This is a genomic window from Enterobacter sp. 4974935 (genome assembly GCF_058661735.1).
Map to the genome: position 1 here is coordinate 1,734,143 of NZ_JBZWGT010000003.1, position 16,633 is coordinate 1,750,775.

Annotated in this window: 18 protein-coding genes; 10 read left to right on the forward strand and 8 right to left on the reverse strand. The window is 55.3% G+C overall.

Annotated features, from left to right (window positions below; all coding sequences use genetic code 11):
• Window positions 1–256: 256 nt before the first annotated feature.
• Both ychF and pth read right to left on the reverse strand, forming a co-directional pair.
• Window positions 257–1,351, reverse strand: a complete 1,095-nt coding sequence (gene ychF, locus AC4OVS_RS09425) for a redox-regulated ATPase YchF (RefSeq protein ID WP_010432886.1) — start codon at window positions 1,349–1,351, stop codon at window positions 257–259.
• A 126-nt stretch (window positions 1,352–1,477) separates the two neighbouring features.
• Window positions 1,478–2,062: an aminoacyl-tRNA hydrolase gene (gene pth / locus AC4OVS_RS09430; protein ID WP_023306437.1), complete on the reverse strand. Its 585-nt coding sequence runs from the start codon at window positions 2,060–2,062 to the stop codon at window positions 1,478–1,480.
• A 274-nt stretch (window positions 2,063–2,336) separates the two neighbouring features.
• On the opposite strand from pth, the gene ychH reads away from it, so the two are divergent.
• Complete coding sequence (ychH, locus tag AC4OVS_RS09435; protein WP_022648382.1) at window positions 2,337–2,612, forward strand: stress-induced protein YchH; 276 nt, start codon at window positions 2,337–2,339, stop codon at window positions 2,610–2,612.
• 120 nt (window positions 2,613–2,732) lie between these two features.
• On the forward strand, window positions 2,733–3,791 hold the full coding sequence (locus AC4OVS_RS09440) for a MerR family transcriptional regulator (protein WP_063152557.1): 1,059 nt from the start codon (window positions 2,733–2,735) through the stop codon (window positions 3,789–3,791).
• On the opposite strand, the gene dauA is transcribed toward AC4OVS_RS09440, so the two are convergent.
• From dauA to lolB, 4 genes are all read right to left on the reverse strand, one after another.
• The gene (gene dauA / locus AC4OVS_RS09445; protein WP_491922344.1) at window positions 3,777–5,456 is read right to left on the reverse strand and encodes a C4-dicarboxylic acid transporter DauA; all 1,680 of its coding nucleotides are present in this window, start codon (window positions 5,454–5,456) and stop codon (window positions 3,777–3,779) included. The two genes, AC4OVS_RS09440 and dauA, sit on opposite strands and share 15 nt — an antisense overlap.
• Window positions 5,457–5,580: 124 nt before the next feature.
• Window positions 5,581–6,528, reverse strand: a complete 948-nt coding sequence (gene prs / locus AC4OVS_RS09450; protein ID WP_003856663.1) for a ribose-phosphate diphosphokinase — start codon at window positions 6,526–6,528, stop codon at window positions 5,581–5,583.
• Window positions 6,529–6,653: 125 nt separating this feature from the next.
• The gene (ispE, locus tag AC4OVS_RS09455) at window positions 6,654–7,523 is read right to left on the reverse strand and encodes a 4-(cytidine 5'-diphospho)-2-C-methyl-D-erythritol kinase (RefSeq protein ID WP_491922345.1); all 870 of its coding nucleotides are present in this window, start codon (window positions 7,521–7,523) and stop codon (window positions 6,654–6,656) included.
• Complete coding sequence (gene lolB, locus AC4OVS_RS09460) at window positions 7,520–8,131, reverse strand: lipoprotein insertase outer membrane protein LolB (protein ID WP_003856665.1); 612 nt, start codon at window positions 8,129–8,131, stop codon at window positions 7,520–7,522. Before lolB ends, ispE begins: the two co-directional genes overlap by 4 nt.
• 201 nt (window positions 8,132–8,332) lie before the next feature.
• On the opposite strand from lolB, the gene hemA reads away from it, so the two are divergent.
• The 6 genes from hemA to kdsA are packed head-to-tail and all read left to right on the forward strand — an operon-like array spanning window position 8,333 to window position 13,636.
• Entirely contained in the window at window positions 8,333–9,589 is a 1,257-nt protein-coding gene (gene hemA, locus AC4OVS_RS09465) for a glutamyl-tRNA reductase (protein ID WP_003856666.1), read from the forward strand.
• A 41-nt stretch (window positions 9,590–9,630) separates the two neighbouring features.
• Window positions 9,631–10,713 (forward strand): peptide chain release factor 1, encoded by a 1,083-nt coding sequence (gene prfA, locus AC4OVS_RS09470; protein ID WP_023306432.1) that lies wholly within the window; start codon window positions 9,631–9,633, stop codon window positions 10,711–10,713.
• Complete coding sequence (gene prmC / locus AC4OVS_RS09475; RefSeq protein ID WP_022648378.1) at window positions 10,713–11,543, forward strand: peptide chain release factor N(5)-glutamine methyltransferase; 831 nt, start codon at window positions 10,713–10,715, stop codon at window positions 11,541–11,543. Before prfA ends, prmC begins: the two co-directional genes overlap by 1 nt.
• On the forward strand, window positions 11,540–11,932 hold the full coding sequence (gene sirB2, locus AC4OVS_RS09480) for an invasion regulator SirB2 (protein ID WP_410022950.1): 393 nt from the start codon (window positions 11,540–11,542) through the stop codon (window positions 11,930–11,932). Before prmC ends, sirB2 begins: the two co-directional genes overlap by 4 nt.
• 3 nt (window positions 11,933–11,935) lie before the next feature.
• Window positions 11,936–12,745, forward strand: coding sequence for an invasion regulator SirB1 (gene sirB1 / locus AC4OVS_RS09485; protein ID WP_022648376.1), 810 nt, complete (start codon window positions 11,936–11,938; stop codon window positions 12,743–12,745).
• Between the two features lie 36 nt (window positions 12,746–12,781).
• The gene (gene kdsA / locus AC4OVS_RS09490; protein ID WP_022648375.1) at window positions 12,782–13,636 is read left to right on the forward strand and encodes a 3-deoxy-8-phosphooctulonate synthase; all 855 of its coding nucleotides are present in this window, start codon (window positions 12,782–12,784) and stop codon (window positions 13,634–13,636) included.
• Window positions 13,637–13,740: 104 nt separating this feature from the next.
• On the opposite strand, the gene chaA is transcribed toward kdsA, so the two are convergent.
• The gene (gene chaA / locus AC4OVS_RS09495; protein ID WP_003856672.1) at window positions 13,741–14,841 is read right to left on the reverse strand and encodes a sodium-potassium/proton antiporter ChaA; all 1,101 of its coding nucleotides are present in this window, start codon (window positions 14,839–14,841) and stop codon (window positions 13,741–13,743) included.
• 268 nt (window positions 14,842–15,109) lie between these two features.
• On the opposite strand from chaA, the gene chaB reads away from it, so the two are divergent.
• Both chaB and AC4OVS_RS09505 read left to right on the forward strand, forming a co-directional pair.
• Window positions 15,110–15,340: a putative cation transport regulator ChaB gene (chaB, locus tag AC4OVS_RS09500; RefSeq protein ID WP_003856674.1), complete on the forward strand. Its 231-nt coding sequence runs from the start codon at window positions 15,110–15,112 to the stop codon at window positions 15,338–15,340.
• 177 nt (window positions 15,341–15,517) lie between these two features.
• Window positions 15,518–16,213 (forward strand): gamma-glutamylcyclotransferase, encoded by a 696-nt coding sequence (locus AC4OVS_RS09505; protein WP_017384255.1) that lies wholly within the window; start codon window positions 15,518–15,520, stop codon window positions 16,211–16,213.
• A 30-nt stretch (window positions 16,214–16,243) separates the two neighbouring features.
• Here the strand turns inward: AC4OVS_RS09505 and AC4OVS_RS09510 are convergent, their stop codons facing one another.
• A complete protein-coding gene (locus AC4OVS_RS09510) occupies window positions 16,244–16,483 on the reverse strand; it encodes a hypothetical protein (RefSeq protein ID WP_015570352.1) in 240 nt (79 codons plus the stop codon).
• Between the last annotated feature and the right edge of the window lie 150 nt (window positions 16,484–16,633).

Here is a 16,633-nt window from a genome sequence, read left to right on the forward strand (position 1 = left end):
AATTATTCGCTACAGTTGCTGTTGTTATGAGATTTTTTAATAAAATGCTATGATAAGCCATAGGGTGTTATAAGGAAACAGCATGGCGCGCTTGATGGCATGAACGTACAGCTGCGAAGTTTTTGCTAGATGATCCTTGGAGGGTGAGAGAACCTCTTCCCAAAGAAGGTATTTTTTAAATTTAATACTGATCGGGGAATTAATCTCGGAATAAAAAATCCACGCCAAAGCGTGGATTTTTTTAATTCAAAACTAATCAGACGTTAAACAAGAAGTTCATCACATCGCCATCTTTAACGATGTAGTCTTTCCCTTCAGCACGCATCTTGCCAGCTTCTTTCGCGCCTTGCTCACCCTTGTAGGTGATAAAGTCTTCAAACGCGATAGTCTGCGCACGAATGAAGCCTTTCTCGAAGTCGGTGTGGATCTTACCAGCCGCCTGAGGCGCAGTCGCACCGACAGGGATGGTCCATGCACGCACTTCTTTTACACCAGCGGTGAAGTAGGTTTGCAGGTTCAACAGCTCATAGCCCGCGCGGATCACGCGGTTCAGGCCCGGCTCTTCCAGACCCAGTTCGGCCATGAACTCTTCACGGTCGGCATCGTCCAGCTCGGCGATATCAGATTCAACGGCCGCGCACACGGCAACAACCACAGAACCTTCAGCCGCGGCAATTTCACGTACTTTGTCGAGGTACGGGTTGTTCTCGAAACCGTCTTCGTTAACGTTGGCGATGTACATGGTTGGCTTCAGGGTCAGGAAGCTCAGGTATTTGATCGCCGCTTTGTCTTCTTCAGTCAGGTTTTTCAGCGCGCGCAGCATGCCCGCGTTTTCCAGCTGTGGCAGACATTTTTCCAGGGCAGCCAGTTCCGCTTTCGCGTCCTTGTCGCCGCCTTTCGCTTTCTTCTGCACGCGGTGAATGGCGCGCTCGCAGGTGTCGAGGTCAGAGAGGGCCAGCTCGGTGTTGATGACGTCGATGTCGTCAGCCGGATCCACTTTGTTGTTAACGTGGATAATGTTGTCGTTCTCGAAGCAGCGCACAACGTGGCCGATCGCTTCGGTTTCACGGATGTTGGTCAGGAACTGGTTGCCCAGGCCTTCACCTTTGGATGCGCCTTTTACCAGGCCCGCGATGTCCACGAACTCCATGGTAGTTGGCAGAATGCGCTGCGGCTTCACAATTTCTGCGAGCTGGTCCAGACGCGGATCGGGCATAGGAACAACACCGGTGTTCGGCTCGATGGTACAGAACGGGAAGTTCGCCGCTTCAATACCTGCCTTGGTGAGCGCGTTGAACAGGGTGGATTTGCCCACGTTTGGCAGACCGACGATACCGCATTTGAATCCCATTTCTAAATCACCTTAATATCTTGATAATCAATCCGTTAACGATAACCGATTGAAGAAAAGTAAATAACTACGCCTATTATACACGTAACCCGCGCGACGCGCGGTAAAAAAGCCCCAGGGCGTCGATTATTGCGCTTTGAAAGCGTGCAGTCGATTGGTGGCTTTCGTCAGGCCGTCCTGAAGCCAAATCTCGGTGCAGCGGGCCGCTTCGTCCACCGCTTCGTCAATCAACTTCTGCTCAGAAACCGGTGGTTTACCCAGTACGAAACCAACAACTTTGTTTTTATCGCCCGGATGGCCGATTCCCACGCGCAAACGGTGGAAATTAGGGGTATTACCCAGTTTGCTGATGATGTCTTTAAGGCCGTTGTGGCCGCCATGACCGCCGCCCAGCTTGAACTTCGCCACGCCTGGCGGCAGATCCAGTTCGTCGTGGGCCACCAGGATCTCATCCGGATTTATGCGATAGAACGTTGCCATGGCCGACACGGCTTTGCCGCTCAGGTTCATAAAGGTGGTTGGCACCAGCAACCGCACGTCGGCACCCGCAAGATTGATGCGTGAGGTATACCCGTAAAACTTGGGTTCTTCACGCAGGGGCGCGCGCAGACGTTCCGCCAGCAGATCAACATACCAGGCGCCGGCGTTATGGCGGGTAGCGGCATACTCTGCGCCCGGATTGGCGAGGCCGACAATCAGTTTAATCGTCACGATTTACTTCCTAATGGGTTCCAGATCTGGCGCGTAGTTTACTGTCTGGCGCGCCGCTTGACAAAGTTCTGCCTGCTGTACACCGAAATGCGAATAATTTCTTCTTTGAACAATTAGAATTTCAAGCTGTTCAATGTCTTATTTGTAAATTTTTGTCCGGGAGTTATCTGTAAATGTGATCATTCACGCAACTCATATAAGTGGCGTTGTCTATACTTTACACACAAGGAGAAGGGGTTTTTCCCCTGACAACCCAAAGTTCCGGAGGTGACATATGAAACGCAAAAACGCTTCAATGCTCGGTAACGTGCTAATGGGGTTGGGACTGTTCGTGATGGTCGCCGGTGTCGGTTATTCAATTTTAAACCAATTACCGCAGCTTGACCTCCCACAATACTTTGCGCATGGCGCGGTGCTGAGTATCTTCCTCGGTGCGGTATTGTGGCTCGCCGGGGCGCGCGTGAGCGGACATGAGGAAGTCTGCGATAAATACTGGTGGGTGCGCCATTACGATAAACGATGCCGCCGCGACCAGCATAAGCACGGCTAGTGCCCCATAAAGAACACCGAAACGACTTCATCTGAAGTCGTTTTTTTTTGCATGACGCATTGACCCTCACGTAACGTAAGGCTTCAGAGTAGCAACACTGGCAGAACAAAAGGAGCCGTTATGTTGATTCAGGTGGGTGAACTGGCGAAACGTGCTGGGATCACCGTGCGGACTTTGCATCACTACGAGCAAACAGGGCTGTTGTTACCTTCTGCCAGAAGCGCGGCAGGCTACCGGCTTTATAACCTGGCGGATGTGCAGCGTCTGCATATGATCCAGACGCTGGCAAAAGCCGGGCTGGAGCTTGCCGAAATCAGGGATTTTCTGGAACAGCGTTCGCTGTCATTAGCGGAATTACTCGACGGGCAAATCACTTTGCTGGACAAGCAACTGCGTAGCATCCATACGCTGCGCAACCGGCTGGTGGAATTGCGTACCGGGCTGACCGACGATGCGACGCCGGATCTGGAATCCTGGCTACAGACTCTGGAGTTAATGAATATGTACGATCGCTGGTTTAGCAAAGAAGAGTTGCAGCAACTGCCGTTTGCGGTAGAGAAAGAGGCGCTGGCGGATATCTGGTCGGGTCTGGTGACGGAGGTTAAACATTTACTGGAACAGAACGTCAGCGTCACGGACGCGCGGGCGACCGATTTGGCTTCACGGTGGATGGAACGCCTGGAACAGGATACCGCAGGCAAACCGGAATTTTTGACCCGTCTGAACGAAATGCACAGCGTGGAGCCGCAGATGCAGGAGCAAACCGGCATTACACCGGAGATTACGGATTACATCACGCGGGCGTTTGCCGAATCAAAGCTCAGCATCTGGGAGAAATATCTCACTGCCGAAGAGATGGCCTTTACCCGGGCGCACTACTTTGACCGGATGATGGAGTGGCCGCCGCTGGTGGCAAAGCTACATCAGGCGCAGCGGGATAATCTCAGTCCCGCTTCTGACGATGCGCAAAAGCTGGCAGAAAAGTGGCTGGTTTTGTTCCAGTCCTATGCGGGAACAAACCCGCAGACCCAGCAAAAATTTCGTCTCGCCATGCAGCAGGAGCCGCATCTGATGAAAGGCACGTGGATGACGCCTGCCGTGCTTGAATGGCTCCAGCAGGCGATCGGGGTGATGATGCAAAGACGTATCTCTGCATCAGATGACTCACAGATCCGCTAATGCAGCTTCACGGTTAGGGTAGAAGGACAATCGGCCAGGGATCGGCTGTACGCCCGCGCGCGCCATGGTGCGCAGGGGCTGGAATTCGAGGTTACTGATCCGCAGCTCGCAGCCTTCCGGCAGGCGGGCAACAAAGCGCTGGAAGGCATCCAGACCGCCGGCATCCAGCACCGGGACGGCATCCCACTTCAGCACCACAATCCGTTTGCCCGCGATGCGGGACGCCAGATCGCTGAACAAACCTTCCGCCGCGGCGAAGAACAGCGGGCCAATCACGCGCAACACCAGCACATCTTCAGGCACCTCAACGTTAACCGGGGAGAGACGCGTCATCTGCGCGATGCGGCGCATAAACAGCAGCGAGGCCAACACTATGCCGACGCTGATAGCGATAACCATATCAAACAGCACGGTCAGCGACATGCAGATCAGCATCACGATGATGTCATCTTTCGGCGCACGGCGCAGCAGATTCACCACCTTATGCGCCTCACTCATATTCCAGGCCACCATCAGCAGCAGCGCAGCCATGGCAGAGAGCGGAAGCCATGAAAGCAGTGGGGCAAGGATCAGCAGCGCCATGATCACCAGCAGGGAGTGAATGACCGCGGAAACCGGTGATGTCGCGCCCGCACGTACGTTCGCGGCGGAACGGGCAATCGCAGCCGTAGCCGTAATACCGCCGAAGAACGGTGCAACGATGTTCCCTAAGCCCTGACCGACTAGTTCGCTGTTGGCTTTGTGCTTAGTGCCGGTCATGCCGTCGAGCACGACGGCGCAGAGCAGGGATTCAATCGCGCCCAGCATTGTCATGGAGAACGCGGCAGGCAGCAGAGCGCGAAGGGAATCCCAGCTCAGGGTGAAGCTGGAGCCCGGCATGTCCCACGGCAGAACCAGCTGCGGCAGCAGCTGCGGAATACCGTTACCCTGTGAGCCATCCGCCAGAACATAGTGGAACTGGGAGCCAATGGTGGCGACCTGTCCACCGAGCAGGTTGACGACGCCCATCACCGCGCAGCCCAGCAGCAGAGCGGGGAGATGCCCCGGGAGACGAATGCCTAAGCGAGGCCAGACGATGAGTGTGCCGAGGGTAACGATGCCAATGGCTGCATCGCCCAGGTTGGCCGTCGGCAACGCCATAAACAGCGCGCCCACTTTCTGTAAGTAGTGCTCCGGAACATGGGCCATTTGCAGGCCGAGGAAATCCTTAATCTGCATGGTCCCGATGGTAATCCCAATCCCCGAGGTGAACCCCAGCGTCACGGAAAGGGGAATATATTCAATCAGGCGACCAAAGCGGGCCAGACCGAACAGAATTAAAAAGATGCCGGACATCAGGGTGGCAACCAGCAGGCCTGCCAGACCAAACTGTTGGGAAACCGGGTAGAGGATCACCACAAAGGCGGCAGTTGGGCCGGAGACGCTGAAGCGGGACCCGCCCGTCAGCGCAATCACAATCCCCGCAACGGCTGAGGTGTACAGCCCGTACTGCGGCGCGACGCCGCTACCAATCGCCAGTGCCATCGCCAGCGGGATGGCAATAATCCCGACGGTGATCCCGGCTATCAGGTCACGAACAAAGCGTGACGACGTGTATTTCTCTTTCCAGCAGGCGTCGATGAGGGCGCGAAAGGGCAGAACATGTGAGGAGGTTACGTTTTTCACAATTATCTATCATCCGTGTGCGCATCATCTGTCATATGAATGGCAGGTGAAGGAGGCATAAGTCATACAAATAAATACTATAAACAAAAAAACCCGCCGTAGCGGGTTTTTTGGCCGTGTTCGATCAGTGTTCGAACATTGCAGAGATGGATTCTTCGTTGCTGATACGACGAATCGCTTCGGCCAGCATCCCGGACAGAGTCAACGTACGCACGTTTGGCAGCGCTTTGATCTCGTCACTCAGTGGAATGGTATCGCACACCACAACTTCGTCGATGACGGAGTTACGCAGGTTGTTTACCGCATTGCCGGAGAAGATCGGGTGAGTCGCGTAAGCGAATACGCGTTTCGCACCACGCTCTTTCAGCGCTTCAGCGGCTTTACACAGCGTACCGCCGGTATCGATCATGTCGTCCACCAACACGCAGTCGCGGCCAGCCACGTCACCGATGATGTGCATCACCTGAGAAACGTTAGCGCGCGGACGGCGTTTGTCGATGATCGCCATGTCGGTATCGTTCAGCAGCTTCGCGATAGCACGAGCACGTACCACGCCGCCGATGTCCGGAGAAACCACAATCGGGTTGTCCAGATTCAGTTGCAGCATGTCTTCCAGCAGGATTGGGCTGCCGAAAACGTTATCAACCGGCACGTCGAAGAAGCCCTGGATCTGCTCTGCGTGCAGGTCGACTGTCAGTACGCGGTCAACGCCGACGCTGGAGAGGAAGTCTGCGACAACTTTAGCGGTGATTGGCACACGCGCGGAACGGACGCGACGGTCCTGACGTGCATAGCCAAAGTAAGGAATAACAGCAGTGATACGGCCAGCAGAAGCACGACGCAGCGCGTCGACCATAACAACCAATTCCATCAGGTTGTCGTTCGTTGGAGCACAGGTGGACTGGATGATGAAAATATCACCACCGCGTACATTTTCGTTAATTTGTACGCTGACTTCGCCGTCGCTAAAGCGACCTACAGCGGCGTCGCCGAGGGAAGTGTACAGGCGGTTGGCAATACGTTGTGCTAGTTCCGGGGTGGCGTTACCAGCAAAAAGCTTCATATCAGGCACGAGAAGAACCTCAGGCATGCGTCCAGTGGTGGATAGCGTTCGCCGCAAACTGCGGGGCCTAAGCAAACGCTATCCAGGCGGTGTATTAAAGAGCGCGATGCAACGTCTGGAACAGGGTGACGTTGTCACCGAAACTCAGTCTGCGCCAGAATGGCCTGCTGTAGGGGGGAGGTGTTCATCCCGCGTGCTACAAAACCATGCAGCCAATCCGGCGCTTGCTCAAGCACCTGACGGGCGGCGGATTCGGTGTCAAATTCAGTAAAGACACAGGCCCCTGTACCGGTCAGGCGCGACGGCGCGTATTCTAACAGCCAGGAAAGCACCGCATCAACCTCGCGAAAACGTTTTCTTGCGATATCCTCGCAATCGTTGCTGAATTCACAATTTAATAACGTTTTTATTGACCGTACCGGGGTATTTCTTTTCAGGTCAGGATCTTTAAAGATGACCGGGGTAGGAATGCTCACGCCAGGGTGAACGATCAGATACCATTTTTCCGGCGGATCGACCGGCGTGAGGATTTCGCCCACCCCTTCAGCAAACGCCGCGTGGCCGCGCACAAACACTGGTACATCGGCGCCCAGCGTCAACCCTAACGCTGCCAGCTCGTCCGTTGTCAGACCGCAGCCCCACAGATGGTTAAGCGCCACCAAAACGGTTGCAGCATTTGACGAACCGCCGCCAAGACCGCCGCCCATCGGCAGGCGTTTGTCGATACGGATATCCGCACCGCTTCCCGCTAGCAGACGACCCGACGACGACGCCGTTTTCATCAGCAGGCGGGCAGCGCGCACGATCAGGTTATCGTCGTGCGCCACGCCGTCGACTGGCGTCAGCAGGCAAATCTGCCCGTCCTGACGCGGTTCGATTGAGATCGTGTCGCCGTAGTCGACAAACTGAAACAGGGTTTGCAGGGTGTGATAGCCGTCAGCGCGCTGCCCGGTAATGTAGAGAAACAGGTTCAGTTTTGCGGGAGAGGGCCAGTGGGTCATCATTTAACGATCCAGTTATCCATTTTCAGCTTGATACGCTGGCTACCCTGCGTCAGCTCCATATTGGACGGCAGCGATGGTTGCGTCTTGCTGTCATACGCGCTGTACACCACTTTCCAGGTTTTACCGCCCTGGGTGTAGTTAACCTGGCTCAGACGGTATTGGTCATCAAGCGTATAGTCGGTGGCGTCACCCGGCAGGCCAAGGATCCACTGGCGCAGACTATTGAGCGGAATCGGCATCCCGGTCAGTTTGCCAATCATCTCTTCGGCGTCGGTCGCGGTGTAGTGCTGGCCTTTGTTATCGGTGATCTGCGCTTCGCCAGGCTTCGCGTTAAGCTCCAGCTCGGTGCTGCCCAGCGGGTTGAGCAGCAGCAGGCGATAGTTGTCCTGCCCCGTTTGCTGCCAGAAGAAGCGAGCATAAACTTTTTGTTCGTCAGAGAGATATGCAAATGCACCGCGGGTCTGGTACTGGCTTAATTTCAGCACATCCTGCTGGTGCTGACGCCACTGCGGTGAGTCGGGGCTTTTGCCCGGGCCTTTCGGCTGATGAACGGAACAGGCGGTCAGAACCAGGGCCGCCAGAGGCAGCAGGCGAATCATTCGGGTCATAATGATGACAAATCCTTGAGATACGTTGCAGTTATAACTGTTAATGCTAGCGTTGAAGGGTGCCACCGTCTACGTTCAAATTATCTCAAAGCGCGGCGTAAGCTATTACTCCGAAAGGGGGCAGTCTCTTTTATTGATCTCGCGCATCCTGTATGATGCGTCCTGCTAACCTTATTAACGCTGGTACTACTCCCGCTCAACATGACCCTATTAGCACTCGGTATTAACCACAAAACGGCCCCGGTTTCACTGCGAGAACGCGTTACGTTTTCGCCGGATACGCTCGACCTGGCGCTGGATAGCCTGCTTGCACAGCCGATGGTGCAGGGTGGCGTGGTGCTGTCGACGTGCAACCGTACCGAGCTCTATTTAAGCGTGGAGGAGCAGGACAACCTGCACGAGGCGCTGATCCGCTGGCTATGTGACTATCACAACCTCAACGAAGAAGAGCTGCGCAACAGCCTGTACTGGCATCAGGATAACGATGCGGTCAGCCATCTGATGCGTGTGGCCAGCGGTCTGGATTCGCTGGTGCTGGGCGAGCCGCAGATCCTCGGCCAGGTGAAAAAAGCCTTCGCGGATTCCCAGAAAGGGCATCTGAAAGCCAGCGAACTGGAGCGAATGTTCCAGAAGTCATTCTCCGTGGCGAAGCGTGTGCGAACCGAAACCGACATTGGCGCCAGTGCGGTTTCGGTTGCTTTCGCGGCCTGTACTCTTGCCCGTCAAATCTTTGAATCGCTGTCGACCGTCACCGTACTGCTGGTGGGGGCGGGCGAAACCATCGAGCTGGTGGCGCGCCATCTTCGCGAACACAAGGTGAAGAAGATGATCATCGCTAACCGCACCCGCGAACGTGCGCAGGTGCTGGCAGATGAAGTGGGCGCTGAGGTGATTGCGCTGAGCGACATCGATGAACGTCTGAAAGAGGCGGACATTATTATCAGTTCTACCGCCAGCCCGCTGCCGATTATCGGGAAAGGGATGGTCGAGCGTGCGCTGAAATCCCGCCGCAATCAACCGATGCTGCTGGTGGATATCGCCGTTCCGCGTGATGTCGAACCGGAAGTGGGCAAACTGGCGAACGCCTACCTGTACAGCGTGGATGACCTGCAAAGCATCATTTCGCACAACCTTGCCCAGCGTAAGGCGGCGGCTGTGCAGGCGGAAACCATCGTTGAACAGGAAACCAGCGAATTTATGGCCTGGCTGCGCGCGCAAAGCGTCAGCGAGACCATCCGCGAATACCGCGGTCAGGCGGAGCAGGTGCGTGATGACCTGACGGCCAAAGCGTTAGCGGCCCTTGAACAGGGCGGCGACGCGCAGGCGATTATGCAGGATTTAGCCTGGAAACTGACCAACCGCCTGATCCATGCCCCAACCAAATCTCTTCAGCAGGCTGCCCGTGACGGGGACGATGAACGCCTGACTATTCTGCGCAACAGCCTCGGGCTGGAATAGCGCCCTATACCCATTTTCTAAGACAAGGTGCATTTACGCCTATGAAGCCTTCTATCGTCGCTAAACTGGAAGCTCTGCACGAGCGCCATGAAGAAGTCCAGGCGCTGCTCGGCGATGCCGGGACCATTGCCGACCAGGAACGTTTTCGCGCGCTGTCGCGTGAATACGCGCAGTTAAGTGATGTTTCAAAATGCTTTACCGACTGGCGACAGGTCCAGGAAGATATCGAAACCGCGCAGATGATGCTCGACGATCCTGAAATGCGCGAGATGGCCCAGGAAGAGTTGCAGCACGCTAAAGCACGGTCAGAAGAGATGGAGCAGCAGCTTCAGGTCCTTCTGCTGCCAAAAGATCCGGACGATGAGCGTAACGCTTTTGTGGAAGTCCGCGCCGGTACCGGCGGCGACGAAGCGGCGCTGTTCGCCGGAGATCTGTTCCGTATGTACAGCCGTTATGCGGAATCACGCCGCTGGCGCGTAGAGATCATGAGCGCCAACGAAGGCGAGCATGGCGGCTACAAAGAGGTTATCGCCAAAATCAGCGGCGACGGCGTTTATGGTCGGCTGAAGTTTGAATCCGGTGGTCACCGCGTGCAGCGTGTGCCTGCGACAGAATCTCAGGGACGCATTCACACTTCGGCCTGTACGGTGGCGGTCATGCCCGAGCTGCCGGAAGCGGAACTGCCGGATATCAACCCGGCGGATCTGCGCATCGACACCTTCCGCTCTTCAGGGGCGGGTGGTCAGCACGTTAACACCACCGACTCCGCTATCCGTATTACTCACCTGCCCACCGGGATTGTGGTTGAGTGTCAGGACGAGCGATCCCAGCACAAGAACAAAGCTAAGGCGTTATCCGTGCTGGGTGCCCGTATCCACGCGGCGGAAATGGCGAAACGCCAGCAGGCGGAAGCCTCTACCCGCCGTAACCTGCTGGGCAGCGGCGACCGTAGCGATCGTAACCGCACCTATAACTTCCCGCAGGGGCGCGTAACCGACCACCGCATCAACCTGACGCTCTACCGTCTGGATGAGGCAATGGAAGGCAAGCTCGATATGCTGATTGAGCCTATCGTGCAGGAATACCAGGCCGACCAGCTGGCGGCGCTGTCCGAGCAGGATTAATGGATTTTCAGCGCTGGTTACGTGAGGCGGCCCGTGAACTTTCAGAAAGTGAAAGCCCGAAGCGGGACGCCGAAATTCTGCTTGAGCATGTGACGGGTAAAGCCCGCACGTATCTGCTGGCTTTCGGCGAAACCGAACTGACAGCTGAACAGCTATCGCAGCTGGAGGCGCTGCTCGCCCGCCGTAAAACCGGCGAGCCGGTGGCGCATCTGGTTGGCGAGCGCGAGTTCTGGTCACTTCCGCTGTATGTTTCAGCGGCGACGCTGATCCCGCGCCCGGACACAGAGTGTCTGGTGGAGCAGGCGCTGGCGCGGTTACCGGCGCAGTCGTGTCAGATCCTCGATCTGGGTACCGGCACCGGCGCGATTGCGCTGGCGCTTGCCAGCGAGCGGCCGGACTGTATCGTGACGGCGGTAGACGTGATGCCTGATGTGGTCGCCCTCGCGCGGCGCAACGTTGAACGGCTGAGGCTGAACAATGTTTCCGTTCTGCAAAGCAGCTGGTTTGCCGCGCTTGGAAGCCGCATGTTCGAAATGATTGTCAGCAATCCGCCCTACATCGACGAAGACGATCCGCATCTCGCGCAGGGCGACGTGCGTTTTGAACCGTTGACCGCGCTGGTCGCTGCGAATCAGGGACTTGCGGATCTCGATTACATTGTGACAACGTCACGGCAACATTTGCTTCCCGGTGGCTGGCTGCTGGTGGAACATGGGTGGACGCAGGGAGAGGCGGTGCGAGCACTGTTTACGCGTGCCGGATACGCCGCCGTGGAAACCTGCCGCGATTACGGCGGCAATGAACGTCTGACGCTGGGGCAGTGGTCATGAGCCTGTTTACGCTGCTAATCTCCGTTCACCTGGTTTCCGTTGCCCTGACCATCGGCTTTTTCATTGTCCGCTACTGGTGGCGCTACAGCAATAATCCGCTGATTAACGCCCGCTGGGTACGTATCGCCCCACACGGTATCGACACAGTGCTGTTCCTTTCCGGAGCCGGGTTAATGTGGAAGACCGGCTATCTGCCATTTACTGATAAAGGCCTATGGCTGACTGAAAAGCTGTTTGGCGTTATCATCTACATCGTTTTGGGTTTTATCGCGCTTGGGCGTCATCGTCCGCGCAGCCAGCAGGCAGGGTTTATCGCCTTTCTGCTGGGTCTGGTGGTGCTGTACATCATCATTAAACTCGCCACCACAAGAATACCGTTACTGGGGTAAGTCATGAGGTCCTTAGCCGATTTCGAATTTAACAAAGTGCCGCTATGCGATGGTATGATCCTGATTTCAGAGATGATCCGCGACGATTTCACATCACAGTACGTTTACGCTGAACTGGAAAATCTGGTCAGCCTGGCGCGCGAAGAGATCAATCAGGCACGTCCGCAAGACTGGCAATTAGAGAAGCTGATTGAGCTTTTCTACGGCGAATGGGGTTTCTGCGACACGCGAGGCGTGTATCGCCTGTCTGACGCACTGTGGCTGGACCAGGTGCTGAAAAATCGACAGGGTAGCGCCGTCGCGTTGGGCGCCATTTTACTGTGGGTTGCGCACCGACTGGATATTCCACTGGTGCCGGTCATTTTCCCCACGCAGATGATTTTGCGGGCGGAGTGGCTGGACGGTGAGATGTGGTTAATCAATCCGTTTAACGGCGACACGCTGGATGAGCATACGCTGGACGTCTGGCTGAAAGGCAACATCAGCCCGATAGCGGAGCTGTTCAATGAAGATCTCGATGAAGCCGATAACGCCGAAGTGATCCGCAAGCTGTTGGATACGCTGAAGTCTGCGCTGATGGAAGAGCGTCAGATGGAGCTGGCCCTGCGCGCAAGCGAAGTGCTGTTGCAGTTCAATCCGGAAGATCCGTACGAAATCCGCGACCGCGGCCTGATTTATGCGCAGCTCGACTGCGAGCACGTGGCGCTGAATGATTTGAATTATTTCGTCGAGCAATGTCCGGAAGACCCGATCAGCGAAATGATTCGCGCGCAGATCAACGCGATCGCGCATAAACACATTACACTGCATTAATCTTAATTCCGATTCACACCTGAATAAGGCGATCCTATGAAACAAAAAGTGGTTAGCATTGGTGATATCAACGTGGCAAACGACCTGCCGTTCGTGCTGTTTGGCGGTATGAACGTTCTGGAATCCCGCGATCTCGCTATGCGCATCTGCGAACACTACGTGACCGTGACCCAAAAGCTGGGCATCCCGTACGTGTTTAAAGCCTCTTTTGACAAAGCCAACCGCTCTTCCATTCACTCCTACCGTGGCCCGGGCCTGGAAGAGGGGATGAAGATTTTCCAGGAGCTGAAACAGACGTTTGGCGTGAAAGTGATCACCGACGTGCACGAAGCGTCTCAGGCACAGCCCGTGGCTGATGTGGTAGACGTGATTCAGCTTCCGGCGTTCCTGGCGCGCCAGACTGACCTGGTAGAAGCGATGGCGAAAACCGGTGCCGTGATTAACGTGAAAAAACCGCAGTTCGTGAGCCCTGGCCAGATGGGTAACATCGTCGATAAGTTTATCGAAGGTGGTAACGACCAGGTGATCCTGTGCGACCGTGGTTCAAACTTCGGTTATGACAACCTGGTTGTGGATATGCTGGGCTTCAGCGTAATGAAGAACGTCTCTAACCAGTCTCCGGTGATTTTCGACGTGACCCACTCCCTGCAATGTCGCGACCCGTTTGGCGCCGCGTCTGGCGGGCGTCGTGCGCAGGTGACCGAACTGGCGCGCGCCGGTATGGCAACCGGCCTGGCGGGTCTGTTCATTGAAGCGCACCCGGATCCGGTTAACGCGAAATGCGACGGTCCATCCGCGCTGCCGCTGGATAAGCTGGAGCCATTCCTGAAACAGATTAAAGCGATTGACGATCTGGTGAAGAGCTTCGACGAGCTGGATACCAGCAACTAATAAAAAACCCGCTTCGGCGGGTTTTTCTTTGCCCGGCGGCGCTACGCTTGCGCGGGCCTACGGGTTTCGTAGGCCGGGTAAGCGCAGCGCACCCGGCAAAAAAATTACGCAAATATCGTCATCAGATACGCAATAAACAGCGCCATATGCGCCGCGCCGTTCAGCACATTGGTGCGGCCGGTGGAGAAGGATATCTGGCACAGCAGCAAGGATGCCACCATCACAATCATCTCTGGTGCACCCAGCGCAAACTGCAATTCATTCCCCGTCATAAAGGCAATAAGCGTTACCACCGGAACGGTAAGGGAGATGGTCGCCAGAACGGAGCCAAAGAACAGATTCATCGCACGCTGCACCTGATTATTGAGCACCGCTTTCAGCGCACCCAGGCCTTCTGGCGACAGGATCAACAGGGCTACCAGGAAACCGGTAAAGGCGACCGGCGCGTTCAGTTCAGTTAACAGCGCCTCCAGCGGGTTCGCATTCATCTTGGTGACCGCAATTACCGCAATCAGATGCACGATCAGCCAAACCGTGTGCCACGCGCTGCTGTGGGCCGACGGCTTACCGTGATGCGGGTCATCATCGTCGCCGTCGTCTTCATGCTCGTAAACAAACAGGCTTTGGTGCGTTTTGGTCTGGATCAGCAAGAACACGCCGTACATTGCCGCGGAAATCAGCGCCACCAGCAGCGCCTGGCCGGTGGTGAAGTTTGCGCCCGGCAATGCCATCGGGAATACCAGCACGATAATCGCCAGCGGGAACAGGGCGATTAGATACTGTTTAATGCCAAAAAGGTTCATGTACTGGGTGGCAAATTTGCGGCCACCTAATAAAAGCGAAAAACCGACCAGGCCGCCGGTAACAATCATAATGATGGAGTAGAGCGTATCGCGCATTAACGTTGGTGCGGCGTCGCCGGTGGCCATTAATGCGGAAATTAGACTGACCTCAAGAATCACAACCGAAAGGCTTAAAATTAATGACCCATACGGCTCTCCAAGACGGTGGGCTAAAACATCCGCATGGCGTACCACGCTAAATGCACTGGTTAAAATACCCACCAGAGCCAGAATATTGATCCCCACAACCACTGGCAATGACTGACTGCTTCCCCAGAAGAGCAGCACAGCCAGTGCCAGAACCGGGAAAATGAGAGAGGTCTCCTTGTGGCGGGTCTTTACCGCCTCGTGTGTTGCTGTCATGTGTTTCTCCAACAGTGCAGGTGCTTGTAATTATAGATAGATTTTGAGGGTGTTAAATTAACAGAAAACGGTTAAATACCCTGTATTTTTTACTTAGTTTTACCCTTTAATGGGATTTTACTGTCTGAAGCTTATAATACCTTATTTACACAAAATAATAATTTAATAACAATGGTTTGTGCTATTAAATAGTTCATTTCTCGCTGTCGGCTGGCACCCTGGCGTATCGTCGTCCACACTTATCTTTTAGCCAAAAGAGAGGTTAGCGATGCCATACAAATCGAAAAGCGAATTACCGGATAACGTGCAAAACGTACTGCCTGCCCACGCTCAGGATATCTACAAAGAAGCCTTTAACAGCGCCTGGGATCAGTACAAAGATAAAGAAGATCGCCGGGACGATGCCAGCCGTGAAGAGACGGCGCATAAAGTGGCCTGGGCCGCCGTAAAAAATGACTATGAGAAAGGGGATGATGACAAATGGCACAAAAAGAAATAACTGCCGAATAATACGCTGCCTCCATTTTGACATTTCAGGCGGTTGAACTGCCGCTGTATTGCATCTGGCCCGCGAATTGCTTATCGTTGCTCAACTGCTGTTAAAATGAACAGCACAGAATGCCGGGAAGGCGCATTAAAGATGTCGCAAGGAAGCATGCAGTGGCGGAGGTGGAATGTGTTAACGCGTGATTTCTTGATGAAGGCAGATTGTAAGACGGCATTTGGTGCTATTGAGGAATCGCTTCTGTGGTCGGCTGAACAACGTGCGGCGTCGCTTGCGGCAACGCTGGCCTGCCGCCCGGATGATGGCCCGGTCTGGATTTTTGGTTACGGCTCTCTGATGTGGAACCCGGCGCTCGAGTTTGTTGAATCGGCAACCGGAACGCTGCCTGGCTGGCACCGCGCCTTCTGTTTGCGCCTGACCGCCGGACGCGGCAGCGCGTGTCAGCCTGGACGTATGCTTGCACTAAAAGAGGGCGGGCGCACCACGGGCGTGGCATACCGGCTGCCGGATACCACGCTGGAAGATGAGCTGACACTGCTGTGGAAGCGCGAGATGATCACCGGCTGCTATATGCCCAGCTGGTGCAAGCTGGAACTGGACGACGGCCGCACCGTCAACGCGCTGGTGTTCATTATGGATCCGCGCCACCCGCTGTATGAAGCCGACACCCGAACCCAGGTGATTGCCCCGCTGATTGCCGCCGCCAGTGGACCGCTGGGCACTAATGCCCAGTACCTTTTCTCGCTCGATCAGGAGCTGACGCGTCTCGGTATGCAGGACGACTGTCTGAGTGAGCTGGTGGTGAAGGTTAAAGCGCTGCTGGAAGGGAACCCGCTCAGCAATACGCTCCGCCCGGGTTTTGCCTGATAATACGCCCGGCTGGCCGGGCGTTTATGGTTATGCTGCCACGTAACTTACGGAATGTTCGAGCGACTGGCTGTGGCTGTCGATCAGCACATCCCAGGTGCCGGTGTAAGGCACCGTCAGCCAGGCCTTATCATCCTGGACGGTAAGGATATCTGCCTGCGATTGCTTTTGCCCTTTTGTACTCATCAGATGGATGCGGCAACGTTCTGAGCAACGCACCACTACCGTATCCCCGCCAAACAGTTTCAGACTCGTTTTAACTCGTGCCATTTTTTATACCCCGTCGTTTTTGCCCATCCCGAGCGTGATGTTGTTCACAATTTACTCATTGCATAACACCAAAGGGGAAGGTGGGTGATGCTGATTTCGATCAAAAAATGGCGCAACGATTAAACAAAAATGACAAAATCCCTGAAACCT